Below are 15,636 nucleotides of genomic sequence, written 5' to 3'. Positions count from 1 at the left end.
ATGAAACAGTTCATCAACGCCAAGGAAGATGTGGTCACCGAAGCCATTGACGGGCTTTTGCGCAACGCCGACGGACGGCTGGCGCGGCTCGACGGCTTCCCGCACATCAAGGTGGTCGTGCGCACCGATTGGGACAGATCGAAGGTAGCGCTCGTCTCCGGAGGCGGCTCGGGGCACGAGCCGTCCCATGCCGGGTTCGTCGGGCAGGGCATGCTCACAGCTGCCGTCTGCGGCGACGTGTTCGCCTCTCCCTCCGTCGATGCGGTGCTGGCCGGGATCCTCGCGGTCACCGGCGAGGCGGGGTGCCTGCTGATCGTCAAGAACTATACCGGTGACCGCCTGAACTTCGGTCTTGCCGCCGAACGGGCGCGTGCCTTCGGTATCAAGGTGGCGATGGTGGTGGTCGATGACGATGTTGCGCTGCCCGACCTGCCGCAGCCGCGCGGCGTCGCCGGCACGCTGTTCGTGCACAAGATCGCCGGTGCGGCGGCAGAGGCCGGCGCGTCGCTCGACGAGATCGCCGCGCTCGCGCAGAAGACCATCGACGGCGTGTTCTCGATCGGCATGTCGCTTGACACCTGCACGGTGCCCGGCTCGCCCAAGGAAGACCGGATCGCCGCCGGCAAGGCTGAACTGGGGCTCGGCATCCACGGCGAGGCCGGCGTCGAGCAGGTCGATTTCGAGGGTGCACGGCATGCCATGGAGATGGTTGCCGAAAAGCTCAAGCCGCATCTGGACGACCGGCCACATGTCGCGCTGCTGAACAATCTGGGTTCGACCACGCCGCTCGAAATGTCGGTTCTGGCCGAGGAACTGTGCCGTTCGTCGATCGCCGGCAAGGTCAGCCACATGATCGGGCCGGCGCCGCTGATGACATCGCTGGACATGCGCGGGTTTTCGGTGTCGCTGCTGCCGGTGGGCGTGGACGAACTGAACGCGCTGAAGGCGCCGGTCGCCCCTGTCGCATGGCCGGGCATGGCCGAAGTGGGCGAACCGCACATCGTGCCGCTGCCCGACGGGCTGTCGCCGATCCAGCCGATGGCGTCCGAGCATGCCGGACACAGGGCACTGATCGAACGCTGCTGTGCAATTCTGCTTGAGGCCGAAGACAGGCTCAACGCGCTCGACGCCAAATCGGGCGACGGAGACACGGGCTCGACCCTGGCAACCGCCTGCCGGGCGCTGATGGCCGCGCTCGACCGCATGCCCCTGGCCGACCTGACCCAGCTTTATCGTGCGCTGGGAAGCGAACTCAGCCAGACCATGGGCGGTTCGTCCGGCGTGCTGCTGGCGATTTTCTTTGCCGCTGCCGGTGACGCCTCGGCCAACGGCAAGGATGCGGTCGGCGCGCTTTCGGCCGGCCTTGATCGCATCATGCAGGTCGGCGGCGCGTCTCCCGGCGACCGCACCATGATCGACGCGCTGGCGCCGGCGCTTGCCGCACTCGATGATGGGCTGGACGTCGCGGCGCGCGCTGCGCGCGCCGGGGCCGACGCCACGTCGAAGATCACACGCGCCAAGGCCGGCCGCGCCACCTATGTGGCCGCCCGGAGCCTTGCCGGTCACAACGATCCCGGTGCCGAAGCCGTCGCGCTGCTGCTGGAAGGCCTGTCGGGCGCGGCCTGATCCGTCACCAGACGGGATTTCGGCGCGAAAGCGAATGGAAATGACGGGTCCCATGATATTTTGCGGGGCCGCCATTAAGAAAAACGAGAGCATGACGCTCTAGAAATGGCATCATCGACCGGCGCGCATGATGCGTGCGATGACTAGACGCCGCTCCCGGCATGTTTGTTGATCAAATTGCGTCCGGCACCCATCAGTCAGACGTTCATGCCACGGAGAGACCGGCCGCAATGTCTGCGCCCAATCCCAGCTTGCGAAATACCATCGGCGGCAAACCCGCATTGCCTCGCCGATTCACCGTCGAACACGCACTGATCCTCGTTCTCGTCGTTCTGGTCGCTGCGCACTCGGTTCATTTCGTCTTGCCCTACGAAACGCTCAGCACAATGGTGACGGCCCAGGCGCTTGCCCAGTTGGAGATGGCCAGCACGGCGCTGATCATCATCATCGCGGGTGCGATCTATGCGCTGATGTCGGAGCGATTGAAGACCCACAGGGTCATCAATGAGGAATTGCGGCTGAAGCACAACACGGACCTTGTGTCCGGCGCGGCCATGCGCGGCCATTTTCTCGATGATCTCAAGCGTACCGTGGCCAGCCATCGCAAGTCCGGCTCGGTTGCGCTGGTCATCATCGACATCGATCATCTCAAGCAGATCAACGACGCGCTCGGCCATGGGGCGGGTGACGACGTTCTGGGCTTTTGCGCCCGCATTGCCCGCCAGGCGTTTCCCGGCGCATCGGTGGGCCGGTTGGGCGGCGATGAACTGGCCGTCTTCTTTTCCTCCGACGACGTCATTCCGGAACGCTATGTGACCGATGCCTGTTCGGCATATCTGGCGACGCTGCGTGAAGGGCTGTTCATCGCCAACCGACGTCAGGCCGTTTCAGCGTCTCTGGGCGTCGCGCTCGCGCCGGGCCACACCGACAATGCCAACGACATGTTGTCGTTCGCCGATCTGGCACTGCAGGAAGCCAAGCGCGGCGGACGCGGCGCCTGGTCGGTGTTCTCGCCGGAGATCCTCGCCGATGCGCGGCAGGAGCGGTTCATCGAACGCGAACTGCGCGCGGCCATTCTTCTGGGCCAACTGACCGTCCACTACCAGCCGATCATGGATACAGACGGGTCACTCAACTCTCTGGAAGCCCTCGTTCGTTGGCACAACCCGGTTCGCGGCGCCATTTCGCCGGCCGAATTCATTCCCGTCGCCGAAAAGTCGCGCCTCATCCACGAACTCGGGCTCTATGTGCTCAAGCAGGTCTGCGATGATCTGGAAACCCTGCCGGATGTGTCGGTCAACGTGAACATTTCGGCCTGGCAGCTCGCGCATGACACGTTCCTGCGCGACTATGTCGATGTTCTCAAGCGCAAGAACGTTCCGCCGAGCCGGGTTGTGCTCGAGATCACGGAAAGCGCCATGCTCGATACCTCCGATGATTTCGTCGACCGAATGGCGGACATCAAGCGCGCCGGCTTCAGGATCGCGCTCGACGATTTCGGCATGGGCTACAGCGAGTTCAACCAGCTGCGCAAATTGCCGTTCGACATCATCAAGATCGACAAATCCTACATCCAGAACATCGGCACGGACGTGGTCACCGACACCTTCGTCAGCGCGGTGACGCAGATTGCCGGCAAAATGGACCGGACGGTTGTCGCCGAGGGCATCGAGACCCAGGACGACCGGTTGCGCGCCGCCGTTGCCGGCTGCCGGTTGTTCCAGGGCTACTTCCATCAGGCGCCGGCCAGCCGCGACAGGATCGTCGCGCTCTACAGCGCCAAGGCATTGACCGACGCGGCGTGAACGACGCTCCAGTCGGCACCGGCGACAGACCAGACAATCGTGCCGTCCGGCATACGCTGACCGGGGCTTGCAGCTCTTTCTGGTGCCGCCTTTGGCGGAACGGCATGCCCAATAAGGCAAAGACTGTCGCGGCGGCATGATTTGATAAGTTGTGAACGGTTTTCGGGTTTGTCGCATCGATGCGCCGGTATCGGCGCCCAAGGATTCGCGTCTAACGAGCGCGAAAGGCATAAATTTTTGTGGTCGCCGTGTATTTTCTTGTGACCGCTCAATAAACAGCCGCGACGACCAGTCGATGCCGATCGCCATGCGGTTGTTATTGAAGAAGAATATGAAGTTTTTTCCCGGCGATTGACAGCGATGAACGGTTCGACACCGCACCTGAATCTGTAACCGGCGCAAATAGGACGGGCGAAAAACCTGCCGCGCCCGACCGTTTTCAGGGGGGGTCGGGCGCGACAAATCGGCACGGATCCTATGGACCGCAGGCAACAAACAAATATGTTTGGCGCGCGCGGTTTCAGACCTCACCCGTTAGGCCGTGCCTTGAAGCCCCGCAGGTTGCAGCCTGCGGGGTTTCCTGTTTTTGTCCGACTGGCGGACAAGCCTGGGGTCCGGACACACTGCCGCCGGCAATCGTCGAACCAATTCTCATTGCGTGAACTCCACCCGGTCCCCGTCGATCAGCCGGGGACGTTCTCCTCGGTGGCGCAGCGGAGAACGACCGGTTCCCAGCACTGTACGAATATTGCCGAGCGCGGTTTCGTTAACGTCGATGAAAGCCACGACGCATTCGCCGCTGCCCTCGATTTCCTGCGGCAGTCCGAGCGGTGTCGTCTTCCAGCCAAGATGCTTCCATTTGGGCAGGAAGAACAGCTCCTGGATGCCGCCGACCTTGGCCGCGCCTTCCTGAAGGCAATACTCCATCACCGCGGCGCAAAGCTGGGTCAGGATGCTCTGCCGGCCGCCTGACCGCAACTCCGGGACGGTCAGCGTCCGCGTCCACTCGATCCAGTCGGGCCGGTCGGGCACGCCGGCCCGCTCGCAGAAGTGCGGAAATACGTCGGACACGAGCGTTGGCCGATTGCAGGGGATCAGCCGGGCGGAGGTGACAACCCGGCCGTCCAGAAGGCCGAGTATGTAGGTCGCCGCATCATTGTCGAACTGGTCGGTTTCGCGGCCGTCCGCATTGGGCTCGTGCCAGCGTTTCTCTTCGATGTAGACCTGATGGCGCAAACGGAGCCATTGCTCCCAGTCGTCGGCATAAAGGTGGCGCTGTCCGTAGCTGAAGACGTGGGCTTCGATCATCGGTCTTCCTCCGGCGATTGGAGGAATTGTCGCACCGGATTGTGAGCGGCGGAATCGGAAGATGTTCCGATGCCGGTACGATTTTTGCGGTCAATCGCACTTGCAAACGCACATCATCGCCCATCGCCCATCGCCCATCGTCTGTCGCTGCCGGATGACGCGGTGACGGATCGTCCGGTTGCCGTTTGGCGGCTCAGGGCATGATGAGGCGGCGCTTGATCGCAATGGCGACCGCGTGCACGGTCGACTTGACGCCGAGCTTGCGCCGGAAGTTTTCGGCGTGCTGAACCACCGTGCGTTCGGATATCGACAGCAGCTCGGCGATGGCGCCGGCGGTACGGCCGACTGCGAAGTGGGTCAGCACTTCCTTCTCGCGGTGCGTCAACGGGTCCGCTTGGCCGGTGAGGCCGAGTATCTCCTCGGCCCGTGCGCCGGCATAGGTCGCCATCAGGCTCAGGCGCGCGCGGTCGCGCTTGTTGATCACCAGCCCGTCTTCCGGCGAGCCGAAGGAGACCGCCGTGTTCCAATGGTGCTCGGAGGACATGGTGACGACATAGCCGGACAAGAGCCCGAACTCGCTCGCCTCGCCGTGAATGCGCTTGCAGGCCGGCCGATCAAGCAGTCGGCGCGGCACCTCGGACCAGGCAAACGACCGAAACGACTGGGCGGCATGGACGCAGACGGCGTCATGTCTGGCATAGTCTTTGGCGACATACCGTTTGAACCAGCCTTCGGGCCAGCCGTTCAGCGCGACAAGCGGCTCCAGCCGTTGCCCGCCGACGGGCACGCCGGTCAGAATGAGATGCTCAAAGCCGAAGTTGGAGGCCTGCTGCCGGAGATCTGTCAGCAGCGCGTCCAGCGTCTTGTGTTCATCGACGCGTGCAACAAAGTCAAAGGCATCATCATCGGTCACGGAATGCCCCCTCGGCTTGCATCTTGACCCGATTACGCACCGTAAACCTTTCGGCAGACTTTGAAAAGCAGGTCGAAAGTCCATCGCATCTTGGCGCGCCAAGAAGCACAGAACGGTGTCGAACGAAGGGGGATGGTGGGCGATACTGGGATTGAACCAGTGACCCCTGCCGTGTGAAGGCAATAAAAGTGCGTTTGACATCAAGCCGTTAAGCGCGACGCTTGCCCGGTTCCACGGATTTTCCGCCGATTTGGTCGACCGGTTCCGTGTTTGGAGCCGTTGCGCGGGTGACATCGGGCAGGGCGTCGGCGCGCTGGGCCTCTTCGGACGCCACGACATGCTCGTAGACGGCGGCCGACTGCATCGATCGCCAAGCGCCCGTGTCGACCAGCCCGCGCGTGTCGAGCCCGCCATAGCGGCGCATCCATGTCGCCCAAGTATGGCGGAACGTGTGGAAGGTGACGAAGGCGCAGTCCGGGCCGGCGGCCTTGCGCACGCGCCGGATGCGCGTGTAGAGCCGGCCGCATTTGACGAACCGGAACACCCGCTCGCCGGTGCGATCGGCGCCCCGGTCCAGCCCGCGCGGATGGTTGGCCAGCGCGGCGACCAGGACGGGCGGCAGATGCACCAGCCGGGGCTGGCCGTTCTTGGTCTTGGGCGTCCAGGCCCAGGCCTCGCCGAGATTGAGGCGATCGAGGGTCAGCCCCGTCGCTTCGGAGAGCCGCATGCCGGTGTAAAGGAGCGTTGCCAGAAAGACACCGAACTCGGCGTCGTCGGCGTCGGCGGCCGCCAAGATGCGCCCGGCCTGATCGGGCGTCATCCAGTGGACGCGCGGCTTGCCGCGCCAGCCTTTCGGCCGGCGGATCGTGCGCTCGTCGCCCGCCTGCTTGAGGATCGCCGAGACGGGCGTATAGAACCAGCGGTTGCGGGTGGCCGGGGTCGCGGCGGGAAAGAGCGCGGCGGCTGTCACGTCCAGCAGCGACTGGTCGATGTCGCCCAGCGCCTTGTCGCCGAGCGCGTCGATGACCGGGTCGAGATGATCGTCCGCTCCGCCGGCCGCCATATATTCGGCGGCGGCTTCCAGAAACAGCTTTGTGGACGGGTCGGGCTTTGCCGCGCCGGGTTTGAAGCCGGCGCCTATTTCCCCGGAAAGGAATGCACGGTCGATCTCGTCGCGGATCCGGTCGAGGAAGATTTTCGCCTGATCTCGGCGGCCAGTTTTCGTGCTTCGGTGGACATGGACACCACGGTGCGTTCCCCGGACGGTGTAGAACGGGGTTTTGCCCGGCCTTGGGTCCTCGAGCTTGAGCGGCATGGCGAGCGGTCCTTTCCTGCCCGTGCGTCGGCGGCCTTGCGCGCCGCGGCCACGCGCGCCTCATCGCGGAGCCCCTTCATGATGGCGCCAATGTCGCCTTCCGTAAACAGCTTGCGGTTGCCGTTGGCATAGTAGTGTGGATGACGCTTGATGATCGTCTGCAGCTGGCGCCGCGAAACGCCCAGACGCGCGGCGGCCCCGGCCATGGAGTAGGGCGCCTGGGTCATGATTGTGTATCGCTCGCTTGTCCCGCGGCGCAGCCGCCGCGCTCGCTCCGCCGCAAAGGCGGCGACGGCCTTGCGGCCTTTGGGGGGGCGGCCTGCGTCGAAGGCGCCCAGCCGATCAGCCAGCCGGCAAAGGGCAGGCCGTGGGTCTCGTCGAACCAGGCGATCATGTCGGCATGGCTGTCGAAGCCGTCCGCCATCGCGAAGCGCTCAAGCTCGTCGGGTCGCCAAAGCAGCTTGGCGCCTGTTGCGGCCAGATCGCCGATGCTGATCGTGCGGGCCTTGATCCGGATGGGCTTGCACATGAGGCACTCGGGGTCCGGGTCGCGCAGCTTCCGACAGGCGGCGGTGCGCATGCCGGTGTAGAGCTGCACGGGCTCGCCCGCGCGGGCATGGCGCTTGCGATCGGCGCGGATCGTCTGGGTCTTCCGGCCGTCTTCGACCATGGGCGCGAACCGGGTCTGGAAGTTGTAGGCGACCATCAGCGCGCCTCCGGCCAGGCGTCGTGGGCGCGGCCGTCGAGCATGCGGCGGGCGGTCGTCATTGCTTGACTCCTTGAAGCTGATCGGATCGGCTGCTTGCCGGGACGGGGAGGCCCGGCATGCCGTGACAATCGAGACGGAAGATCAGATGGGGAAGAGGTTGGCGCGCGAGACGTCGGCCATGCGCGAGGCGATTGTCGACCTGCTGCAAGTGTTCGCGTCCATCGACGACGCGCTGGGCGCCATCGTCGACATCGCGATCGACCCGAAACGCCAACGGCGTCGCGAAATGCTCGGAGCGATGATCATGGGCTCGATCCACTCGGCCCGCACCAAACTCGGCATCGCCGACAAGCTGGTCAACAGAAACCTGCACCACGTAGTGGAACGGTTCGACACGACCAAGGGGCCCGTCCATGTGGACATGCGCGAGGCGTGGGTCCGTATCCGAAAGGGGATCGACCGCAAGCGCAGGGTGCGCAACGTTGCCGCGCACGGTCGCATCTACACGGTTGGGCCTTCGGTCGAGCGCCAATTCATCGTGCTCGGCGCCTTCTACACGTCGGGTGAACCCGATGAGTTGCGCTATCGGTCTCACGATCTCAAGCATCACCTCGGAGCGATCAGACATACAGCCTCAGCACTACAATTCTTCGTCGGTCTGTTTGAACTGCGCCTTCATCATGAGGCCCTGTCGGAACCCGGTCCCGGTCCCGGTCCCGCTCTAGAACCGGCAGAGGAACAGCGGCGCGTTCAACTGCTTCGATTACTGCATCGCGAACTGCAGCATTTTCCAACGGCGAGTCCTCGTAAGGATCGTGGTAGGGAAGCCGCGCCAGCCACGTCCGATCCGCAAACTCGCTGACCGTCATTGTGGGCACGCGCTCCTCGACGACGACCATGCGCCCGGTCGCCTGCGGCTGCATCGCAAGGAGATCCAGATAGACGTCGTGGGCGATCTCTTCGAGGGTCGCCTGCGCTGCCGCCTTCTCCAGCATGTGCTCCAACGCTCGGTCCACAGCGGCTTCGGGCAGCGGCTCGACACGCTCGGCCTGCATGGCGTGGTACATGGCGGCAACGATGTGCCCACCGTCTGCGCGCATTGCCAGCGCGCGCAGGACCGCCGCGCCGGCCGCCACCATCGCTGGCGTGAGCTTTCCCTCACCCATGGTGCGCCTCCCGTTCTTCCCATGCATCGGGAATGGGCTTTTGCCCGCGCCCGGCGATCCGGTCGCGCAGCGCGCGGTTGTCGCGCCAAAGCGCGCTGCAGGTCTGCGCCATGCCGCGATGGGCGCGGATCAGCCGCTTGACGGCTTCGACATGCATCGGGTCGACGCCGCCTTCGCGCATCGCTTCGACCGCCATGTCGGCCTCGGCCAGCTTCTTCTTGGTGGCCGCGTCAGCCATTGTTCGATTCCTCGCGCGCCGAACCGGCTTCGCCTGGCGCGCTCCCGGCCAAAGGACCGGACGGCCGGTCGGCCTTTGGGGTGCCGGCCTCGACGATGGCGTCGACGATCAGCAGGGCGGCCATGAAAATCACCGCCGAAACGCCCAACAAATCGAGCCGCGCGGTGTCGATCCGGAGCAGAAACCCGGCCACGAAAAGGCCGGCGGCGATGGCAACGGCCGCGCGGGCCCGGGTCTGAGTGTGCCTCATGGCGCTCCCCTGTCGGAAGGCTTGCCGGACCGCATCTCCGCCCACGCGCGGTCATAGGCGGGGGTGCCGACCATGTCGGGGTTTTCACGGCCCAGTCGCGCGTCGTGGCGCGCCTGCATGGCGATCAGCGCGTCGTCGGGCAGGCTGGTCACCTGTCTGAGAAGCTGGGCCATGCCCTCGAGGCGGGCGCGATGATGGTCGGGCAGGGCGCCGTCCGGCGCGCGCGTCGCACACAGGGTGGCGACGACGGCGGCGACATAGTCGCCGCCCACGCCGAACTGAACGGCCTCGCACGCCTCGAAAATGGCGGCGCCGCCTTGCAGCAACAGGCCATGGGGCGCGGTCAGAAGGAGGTTGGCGCGCTCGGCATGGGTGCCGGCGTCGAGGATCTGGGTGGCGAGGGGCGAAACAGCGGACATGGGTGCGCGCGCCTACCAGCAGCCGTAGCCGTAGCCGTCGCCGTCGCCGTCGCCGTCGCCGTAGCCGTAGCCGTCGCCGTAGCCGTAGCCGTAGCCGTTGCCGTCGCCGTCGCCGTCGCCGTCGCCGTTGCCGTAGCCGTAGCCGTAGCCGTTGCCGTAGCCGTCGCCGTAGCCGTTGCCGTAGCCGTCGCCGTAGCCGTCGCCGTAGCCGTAGCCGTAGCCGTAGCCGTCGCCGTCGCCGTAGCCGTAGCCGTCGCCGTCGCCGTAGCCGTAGCCGTAGCCGTCGCCGTAGCCGTAAGCCGTTGTCAGGTGGAGCCGTTCATCGCGGGGCTGGATCGCGGACACGCCGCGCGCCGTGCCCTTGATGTCGGGGGCACCGCCGGTTGCGGCGGCCCCCGTGTCCTTGTGCTGTGCCATGGCCACCTCACCCTGCCGCCGCGGCGGTCCAGTCCCCGCCGGTGCAGTCGATCAGATGGATCATCGCGCCCTTGTGGGTGCGCACCGTCCCGGCCGGATCGACCTTGGTGTTCGGCTGCGGACCTTTCAGCGCCAGTTCGCCCAGCCCCCGGCCTGTGCCCCACCGCCGGATGTTCAGCGCGTTCTCGATGACGATGTCATCGCCATCGCGGCTGACATCGCCGACATAGACCCAGCCGCGCTCGAGCACGACGATCTGGCGTTTTGTGTTGGACATGATGGTCTCCTTGGTTGGGGTTTTTGAGAATTCGCCCGTCGTACCGGCTTCGCCTGCCGGGCTCCGGCCCGAAAGGGCCGACGCGCGGTCGCGCTTGCCGGCTTTGCCGGTATTGTCGGTGCCGGTCATGTGCAATTCTCCGACGTCGGGACATCCGACACGAGCCCGATCTTGTCGGTCATGGCGCCGCCGGCGGCGATGTGTGCGTCGATCAGCGGCTTTGCCGTTTCGGATGTGTGGTGCTGGTCCATGGCCGGGCTGAAGAACAATCCGGGTTCGTCCTTGAAGTCTTGCCATGTCGGGGCGCACTCTTCGCAGAGCGCAATGCCGTTCTCCCAATCGGAGTGGTACGGCTCGCCATTGCTGATGGGTCTGCCGCATCCCTCGCACCTGTCGAAAAGGCCCATCACATCACCCCCGCCAGCACGACCGAGGCGACCACGAAACCGAACGCGGACACCAGGGCCACGATCGGCAGCCATGGCGTCCGCGACCGGCTCGGGAGGTGCGTGAATGGATGATGGTTCATGCGGCGTGCTCCCGCTGGGGAAAAATGATCCAGCCCCCCGCCCCGGTCTTGCGCATCCAGCCCTTGTTGAAGGTCGACCAGCTGACCAGTTCAAGCCTGTCACCCTTGCGAATGACCGCTTCCATGACCTTGATGTCGAACTCGGGCACCATGCGCTGCTGGAGGATGTCCCAGCCTGCGGCGATCAGCGCGTCGAGGCCGTCGGATGCGAGTTTGGCGTGCCGCTCGGTCTCGCTGGCCGGCCCGCCACTGGCGATCCACATCTCGTACCGCGCGTCCTCAATGTCGGCTTCGGTGTAGGTCGCTTCGGTCATTGGTCCGTCCTTTCGGTGGGTCCCGCCGGCGGCACTCGGAACACAGCCGCCCGGCCGGGGAACAGGGCGGACAGTATGGCGTACAAATGTACGTGTCAACAGGCAAGAGCGTACGAATGTACGTTTGATGGTCCATCAGCAGCCGATCGACGTTCGGAGGGGAGCGGCGCCTAGTGCCGGGTCGCAGGTCGTGACGAATTTAGGCCCTGCCAACTATGTGGAAGAGCCGCCTTGCAAATCGCGATCATCTGCGCCCACGGTGATGTTATGGTGGACATCGGCGGTTGGCCGGCGCCTACCAGTTGCACGCCCTGCGTAGCGGCGCGATGGCAGCTTCGAGTCCGGCAATGTCGAACGTGGTGGTGACTTGGCTCTCGTTGTAAGGTGTGAACCGAACGACCATACGCTCTTTCCCGAACAGGCTTTTGACGACGGGGATCGAACGGTGGCCGCTCCAAAGACCGAGTGCATTGTTGTCTGTCGATTCGCTCATCGACAGCGTTCGCATCGGCGTGTCGTCAAGACGGATGTCCACGTCGCCATAGCCTTGAATGTCGGCAACGAAACAGCCTGTCTCAAGAAAGATAGCCGTCGTGTTTTCGAGGCAACGAATCCACAGTGTCACGGGCTGCGGGCGGCGAAGTCGGCAACTAACAGCGCGCCGCGAGATCACACTGAGATAGACGCTTGGCTCGTCGGTAAACTTCGATGTGTCAATGTGCAAGGCCCACGCGTTGCGGCTGTGCTCGACGCCGTGGCTGTCGGTATCAGCGGTCGTTGTGTCCCTGCCCTCATCGCCGGCCAGTCGGCCCGCCCATCGGTCATAGCAGGCGAGCCGGCCCGCATCATCGGCTATGCCGCGGCAGGCGCGCAGGGCAGGCGAACTTGCGGCGGCCTGCTGCGCGGTGACAAGAAGTGCAAGAACAAGTGCAATAAGACGCATGATCATTTCCGGGCCGCACAGTATTGACGAACATCATGGCGCGTGACCGGGGCGTTGCCAAGCCCTGTCAGATCCCGAACAGTTCGTTGACCGTCAGCACCCGGTGCACGGCGATGATCTGGTCGCGCCTGAACCGTACTTCGCTGAGCGGATTGTATTGCGTGGTGACGAGATATCCGTCGTTCCAGCGCTCGAACCGTTTGATGGTCACCACCGTTCCGCCGCTGCGCCGCTCCTGGACAACGACATGATCGCCCTGACGCGGCGGCCGGTGCGGGTTGAGAAACACCACGTCGCCGGCCTCGAATTTCGGTTCCATCGACCTGCCGGTGATGATCAGCGCATAGGCGTCCCGCACCCGGGCCAGGCCCGGCGGGGTCGGCACATACTCGACCGGATCGGATGTCATGGTCAGCGCGCCAAGCACGGAGCCGGCGGCGAGGCCGTAGACGGGCAGGTTCCGCGCCGAACTCATCGGCAGATCGACGGGCACGCCGGGCGGCTCGACCGGGGCGGGCGGCTCATCGCCGGTCAACAGCCAATGCGGTGTCGTGCGAAGCACGAGCGCAAGCTTCTTCAATGCGTCGCTGCGCGGTGAGCTGCCCGGTCGGCTTAGCAGAGACCGCAGGTAGTCCTTGCTGAGACCGGCTTCCAGCGATGCCCGCTGCGGGCTTATTGCCAAGGCTGCAAGGCGCTCCTTGATGCGTGTGTGAACCGGGCTGTTCGCCATCTGCGTACTATCGTACTTGTGAGCGCCACAAGAAAGCGGAAGTTTGTAGCTTGACAAGGCGTACATATGTACGCCACAACCCTGCGTCATGACCCTCATCGACCAATTCCTGCGGGTGTGCACAGTGTATGAACATCATGCCTGCCTTAGCCGGTCACGCTTGTCGACGATCCTGTTGAGCCGTGGCACGCGGCTTCAGGAGATCCACGACGGCGGTGATATCGGTTCGCGTCGCCTTGAGGCCGCCATGCAATGGCTGTCCGACAACTGGCCGGACGGCGTTGACTGGCCCGATGGCGTCGATCGGCCAAAGCCGCAAACCGAGCGCGAGGCGGCTGAGTGATGGGCACCGAGTGGCTCCCCCCGCCGCCGCCGCCGCGGCCAAAGACGCCAGTTGCCGGCACCGTGACCGGCGACGGCGTTGCCATTCGCCTGTCGCCCCATGTGGCGGCGACACTGATCCAGATCGCCGCCCATGACGGGCTGACCGTTTCTCAAACCATCGACCGGCTGATCGCCGAGCGCGCCGAAGCGATCGGCATGCCGAGGCTTTTGGACAGTGTATCGCGTGCCGCAAACCCGCCTGTGGCGGGTGGCACGCTCCGCCGCGAAGGCGGCGACGGCCGCTTGGCCTTTGATGATGCTGTATCGCCCGGCGAAGCCGGCAAGCGCGACCGCGCGTCGGCCCCTTCGGGCCGGAGCCCGGCAGGCGAAGCCGGTGCGCCGGGCGATGATCCGGACAAAAACTCATGAGCGTCGGTGCCTCGCTTGCCGTTTTCCTGTTCGCTGCGGCCTGTGCCGCGGCGATGGTCATGATCATCGAGCGGTTCGGCTCGGGGCGGCGGTCATGACCCTGTGTGCGATGTCCCCGGGCCTTGCGTTTCCTCCCGATCCTCGGCGGCTCCTCATGCGCCGGGGCACTTGCCCGCCCGGCTTCCCTTCACCCGTGCCGGGCGGGTCTTTTCGTTCCTGTGTTCCGCGTATCGCGGCCCGTCCGGGCTGCGGATGGAGAAGCCATGATGTCCAGTTCCCGTCTCAAAACGCCTTCGGCCGCGCGCGTTCCGGCCCATTGTGCCGGCGCGTCCGGCGCAAAGATGCCGCCTGTCGTGCGCAGGTCTGCGCCGTTCGATCCCGACAGCGTGGTGACGTTTTTGCGCCGGGCCTTTCCAACCGCGACCGCGCTCAATGTGCAGGCCGAGACCGGCATACCGGCGGCCACGGTGGACAATTGGCTGCGTGGCCGTGCTGCGCCATCGGCCGCCCATATGGGCCTTCTGATCGACCGGTTCGGGCCGGCCATCCTGTCGGCCGCCTATCCGGGCACCGAGCGCTGGCTCGGCGGGCAGGTGCGCCGTGAGCGGATCGAGAAAGCCATGGCCGAACTCGAAGCGGCTCTCTCCTGATTCATCGCCTGTCGCTCCGGCGGCTTCGCCGCCTGACAGGCTCCGGCCCAATTCCTCCGGCTCGACTTGCGCGACGGCTGCGCGTCCTGCGGACCGTGCGCTCGCCGAGGGGGCCGACGCGCAGTCGCGCTTGCGCCACGCTGAAACGCGGCGGGGGTTCCGGTCCTACACGCCGTCGCCGAACTACCGGCCAAACCCGCTTGCTGCGAAGGCTGGCGGGCTCAAGTCCGAAACCATCGACCGGCTGGCTCGCAACGCCGTCGAGCACGACGAAACCCTGACGCGCCTCGTGCGCGCAGGCCGGGCCGGGGAGGGCGTGTTGCGATGAGCGATGCAGACCTGCCCGCCAAAGCGCCGGCGTTGCGCCCGATCGAGGTCCGCGGCGGACAGCGCCCGGCGCAGTTCGAGCCCGGCGCGGCGCCGATTCTTGACTGGCTGCGGATCGACGCTCTCGTTGTCGATGAGCGCTATCAGCGCGATCTGCTGCCGGGAAACTGGAAGGCGATCCGCCGGATAGCCGAGCAGTTTCGCTGGTCGCACTTCTCGCCCGTCTTCGTCGCTCCGGCCGAGGGCGGCAAGTACGCGATCATCGACGGCCAGCACCGCACCCATGCTGCCGCACTGTGCGGGATCGAGCGCGTGCCCTGTCAGATCGTCCAGCTGGCGCTGAACGAACAGGCGGCTGCGTTTGCCGCCGTCAATGGCCTGGTCACCAAGGTGACGCCGTTTCACATCTTCCGTGCTGCGCTGACCGCCGGGGAGACCTGGGCGGTTCGGGCGCGCGATGTCGCCGAAGCCGGCAACTGCCGCTTGATGACGCGCAACATGACGAACACCGACAAGAAGCCCGGTCAGATATTCGCCGTCAGAACCTTCTGCAAGCTGATCGAACAGCACGGCGCCGAGGCTGTGTCGAACGCGATCGGGCTTATGCGCCGAACGGAAGGCTTTGCCGACCAGGCCGAGCTTTGGGACTCGACCATCCTTCGTGCCGTGATCATGGCGCTGGTCGAGCGGCCGGCCTTTATCGGCAGTTCGGCGGCCGCCGACATGCTCGCGGACTTCGACGTTTGGGAAGCTGTCGAACGCGCCGACATGCATCGGCGCAAGAGCCTGCGCATGGGCCTGACGCCGACACCTCGGCACGAGATGCTCAACACCTACGTGCTCGACTTTGTCGATCAACGGTTCGGCAAGGTGCGAATGGCCCTGCCACAGGCCGGCGGTGCTGGGGGTGGCGATGGCTGACAGCAAGACCCTGACTCGCGCCCAAA

The 15,636-nt window shown here is 65.3% G+C and carries 24 protein-coding genes; 7 read left to right on the top strand and 17 right to left on the bottom strand.

From position 1 onward, the window contains the following. Entirely contained in the window at positions 1-1,626 is a 1,626-nt protein-coding gene (locus ACOQOU_RS02055; RefSeq protein ID WP_109768123.1) for a dihydroxyacetone kinase subunit DhaK, read from the top strand. Positions 1,627-1,907: 281 nt separating this feature from the next. Further along, a complete protein-coding gene (locus tag ACOQOU_RS02050) occupies positions 1,908-3,431 on the top strand; it encodes a putative bifunctional diguanylate cyclase/phosphodiesterase (protein ID WP_306025833.1) in 1,524 nt (507 codons plus the stop codon). A 651-nt stretch (positions 3,432-4,082) separates the two neighbouring features. Here the strand turns inward: ACOQOU_RS02050 and ACOQOU_RS02045 are convergent. The 17 genes from ACOQOU_RS02045 to ACOQOU_RS01965 form a co-directional block, all read right to left on the bottom strand. Then, on the bottom strand, positions 4,083-4,739 hold the full coding sequence (locus ACOQOU_RS02045) for an acyl-homoserine-lactone synthase (RefSeq protein WP_420578825.1): 657 nt from the start codon (positions 4,737-4,739) through the stop codon (positions 4,083-4,085). A gap of 193 nt (positions 4,740-4,932) precedes the next feature. After that, the gene (locus tag ACOQOU_RS02040; protein ID WP_158585146.1) at positions 4,933-5,652 is read right to left on the bottom strand and encodes a helix-turn-helix transcriptional regulator; all 720 of its coding nucleotides are present in this window, start codon (positions 5,650-5,652) and stop codon (positions 4,933-4,935) included. Between the two features lie 208 nt (positions 5,653-5,860). Beyond that, on the bottom strand, positions 5,861-6,715 hold the full coding sequence (locus ACOQOU_RS02035) for a tyrosine-type recombinase/integrase (RefSeq protein WP_420578824.1): 855 nt from the start codon (positions 6,713-6,715) through the stop codon (positions 5,861-5,863). 74 nt (positions 6,716-6,789) lie between these two features. After that, a complete protein-coding gene (locus ACOQOU_RS02030) occupies positions 6,790-7,194 on the bottom strand; it encodes a hypothetical protein (protein ID WP_420578823.1) in 405 nt (134 codons plus the stop codon). Then, positions 7,191-7,673, bottom strand: coding sequence for a hypothetical protein (locus tag ACOQOU_RS02025; RefSeq protein ID WP_420578822.1), 483 nt, complete (start codon positions 7,671-7,673; stop codon positions 7,191-7,193). The genes ACOQOU_RS02030 and ACOQOU_RS02025 overlap by 4 nt, the downstream gene beginning before the upstream one ends. Positions 7,674-7,731: 58 nt before the next feature. After that, the gene (locus ACOQOU_RS02020) at positions 7,732-8,304 is read right to left on the bottom strand and encodes a hypothetical protein (RefSeq protein ID WP_420578821.1); all 573 of its coding nucleotides are present in this window, start codon (positions 8,302-8,304) and stop codon (positions 7,732-7,734) included. Next, positions 8,297-8,842 carry a hypothetical protein gene (locus ACOQOU_RS02015; protein ID WP_420578820.1) on the bottom strand — a complete coding sequence of 182 codons (546 nt, stop codon included), beginning with the start codon at positions 8,840-8,842 and terminating at the stop codon, positions 8,297-8,299. Before ACOQOU_RS02015 ends, ACOQOU_RS02020 begins: the two co-directional genes overlap by 8 nt. Then, positions 8,835-9,080, bottom strand: a complete 246-nt coding sequence (locus ACOQOU_RS02010) for a hypothetical protein (protein WP_420578819.1) — start codon at positions 9,078-9,080, stop codon at positions 8,835-8,837. The genes ACOQOU_RS02015 and ACOQOU_RS02010 overlap by 8 nt, the downstream gene beginning before the upstream one ends. Next, positions 9,073-9,330, bottom strand: coding sequence for a hypothetical protein (locus ACOQOU_RS02005; protein WP_420578818.1), 258 nt, complete (start codon positions 9,328-9,330; stop codon positions 9,073-9,075). The genes ACOQOU_RS02010 and ACOQOU_RS02005 overlap by 8 nt, the downstream gene beginning before the upstream one ends. Beyond that, positions 9,327-9,749, bottom strand: a complete 423-nt coding sequence (locus ACOQOU_RS02000) for a hypothetical protein (RefSeq protein ID WP_420578817.1) — start codon at positions 9,747-9,749, stop codon at positions 9,327-9,329. The genes ACOQOU_RS02005 and ACOQOU_RS02000 overlap by 4 nt, the downstream gene beginning before the upstream one ends. 12 nt (positions 9,750-9,761) lie before the next feature. After that, a complete protein-coding gene (locus tag ACOQOU_RS01995) occupies positions 9,762-10,166 on the bottom strand; it encodes a hypothetical protein (RefSeq protein WP_420578816.1) in 405 nt (134 codons plus the stop codon). Positions 10,167-10,173: 7 nt separating this feature from the next. Continuing rightward, the gene (locus ACOQOU_RS01990; RefSeq protein WP_420578815.1) at positions 10,174-10,572 is read right to left on the bottom strand and encodes a hypothetical protein; all 399 of its coding nucleotides are present in this window, start codon (positions 10,570-10,572) and stop codon (positions 10,174-10,176) included. Beyond that, entirely contained in the window at positions 10,569-10,850 is a 282-nt protein-coding gene (locus ACOQOU_RS01985; RefSeq protein ID WP_420578814.1) for a hypothetical protein, read from the bottom strand. Before ACOQOU_RS01985 ends, ACOQOU_RS01990 begins: the two co-directional genes overlap by 4 nt. Continuing rightward, entirely contained in the window at positions 10,850-10,972 is a 123-nt protein-coding gene (locus ACOQOU_RS01980; RefSeq protein ID WP_420578813.1) for a hypothetical protein, read from the bottom strand. The genes ACOQOU_RS01985 and ACOQOU_RS01980 overlap by 1 nt, the downstream gene beginning before the upstream one ends. Next, on the bottom strand, positions 10,969-11,286 hold the full coding sequence (locus ACOQOU_RS01975) for a hypothetical protein (protein ID WP_420578812.1): 318 nt from the start codon (positions 11,284-11,286) through the stop codon (positions 10,969-10,971). Before ACOQOU_RS01975 ends, ACOQOU_RS01980 begins: the two co-directional genes overlap by 4 nt. Before the next feature lie 295 nt (positions 11,287-11,581). Then, complete coding sequence (locus tag ACOQOU_RS01970; protein ID WP_420578811.1) at positions 11,582-12,235, bottom strand: type VI secretion system-associated protein TagO; 654 nt, start codon at positions 12,233-12,235, stop codon at positions 11,582-11,584. Between the two features lie 61 nt (positions 12,236-12,296). After that, entirely contained in the window at positions 12,297-13,058 is a 762-nt protein-coding gene (locus ACOQOU_RS01965; protein ID WP_420578810.1) for a S24 family peptidase, read from the bottom strand. On the opposite strand from ACOQOU_RS01965, the gene ACOQOU_RS01960 reads away from it, so the two are divergent. From ACOQOU_RS01960 to ACOQOU_RS01940, 5 genes are all read left to right on the top strand, one after another. Continuing rightward, positions 13,048-13,302, top strand: coding sequence for a hypothetical protein (locus ACOQOU_RS01960; protein ID WP_420578809.1), 255 nt, complete (start codon positions 13,048-13,050; stop codon positions 13,300-13,302). The two genes, ACOQOU_RS01965 and ACOQOU_RS01960, sit on opposite strands and share 11 nt — an antisense overlap. 62 nt (positions 13,303-13,364) lie before the next feature. Beyond that, positions 13,365-13,712: a hypothetical protein gene (locus tag ACOQOU_RS01955; RefSeq protein WP_420578808.1), complete on the top strand. Its 348-nt coding sequence runs from the start codon at positions 13,365-13,367 to the stop codon at positions 13,710-13,712. A gap of 263 nt (positions 13,713-13,975) precedes the next feature. Further along, positions 13,976-14,362 (top strand): hypothetical protein, encoded by a 387-nt coding sequence (locus ACOQOU_RS01950; RefSeq protein ID WP_420578807.1) that lies wholly within the window; start codon positions 13,976-13,978, stop codon positions 14,360-14,362. A gap of 130 nt (positions 14,363-14,492) precedes the next feature. Then, complete coding sequence (locus ACOQOU_RS01945; protein ID WP_420578806.1) at positions 14,493-14,690, top strand: hypothetical protein; 198 nt, start codon at positions 14,493-14,495, stop codon at positions 14,688-14,690. Continuing rightward, positions 14,687-15,610: a ParB N-terminal domain-containing protein gene (locus ACOQOU_RS01940; protein ID WP_420578805.1), complete on the top strand. Its 924-nt coding sequence runs from the start codon at positions 14,687-14,689 to the stop codon at positions 15,608-15,610. The genes ACOQOU_RS01945 and ACOQOU_RS01940 overlap by 4 nt, the downstream gene beginning before the upstream one ends. Positions 15,611-15,636: the final 26 nt, after the last annotated feature.

It is taken from the genome of Oceaniradius stylonematis, assembly GCF_965223445.1.
Lineage (GTDB): Bacteria > Pseudomonadota > Alphaproteobacteria > Rhizobiales > Rhizobiaceae > Roseitalea > Roseitalea stylonematis.
The sequence above is the reverse complement of the archived record's forward strand: the minus strand, read 5'-3'. Positions and strand labels throughout refer to the sequence as shown.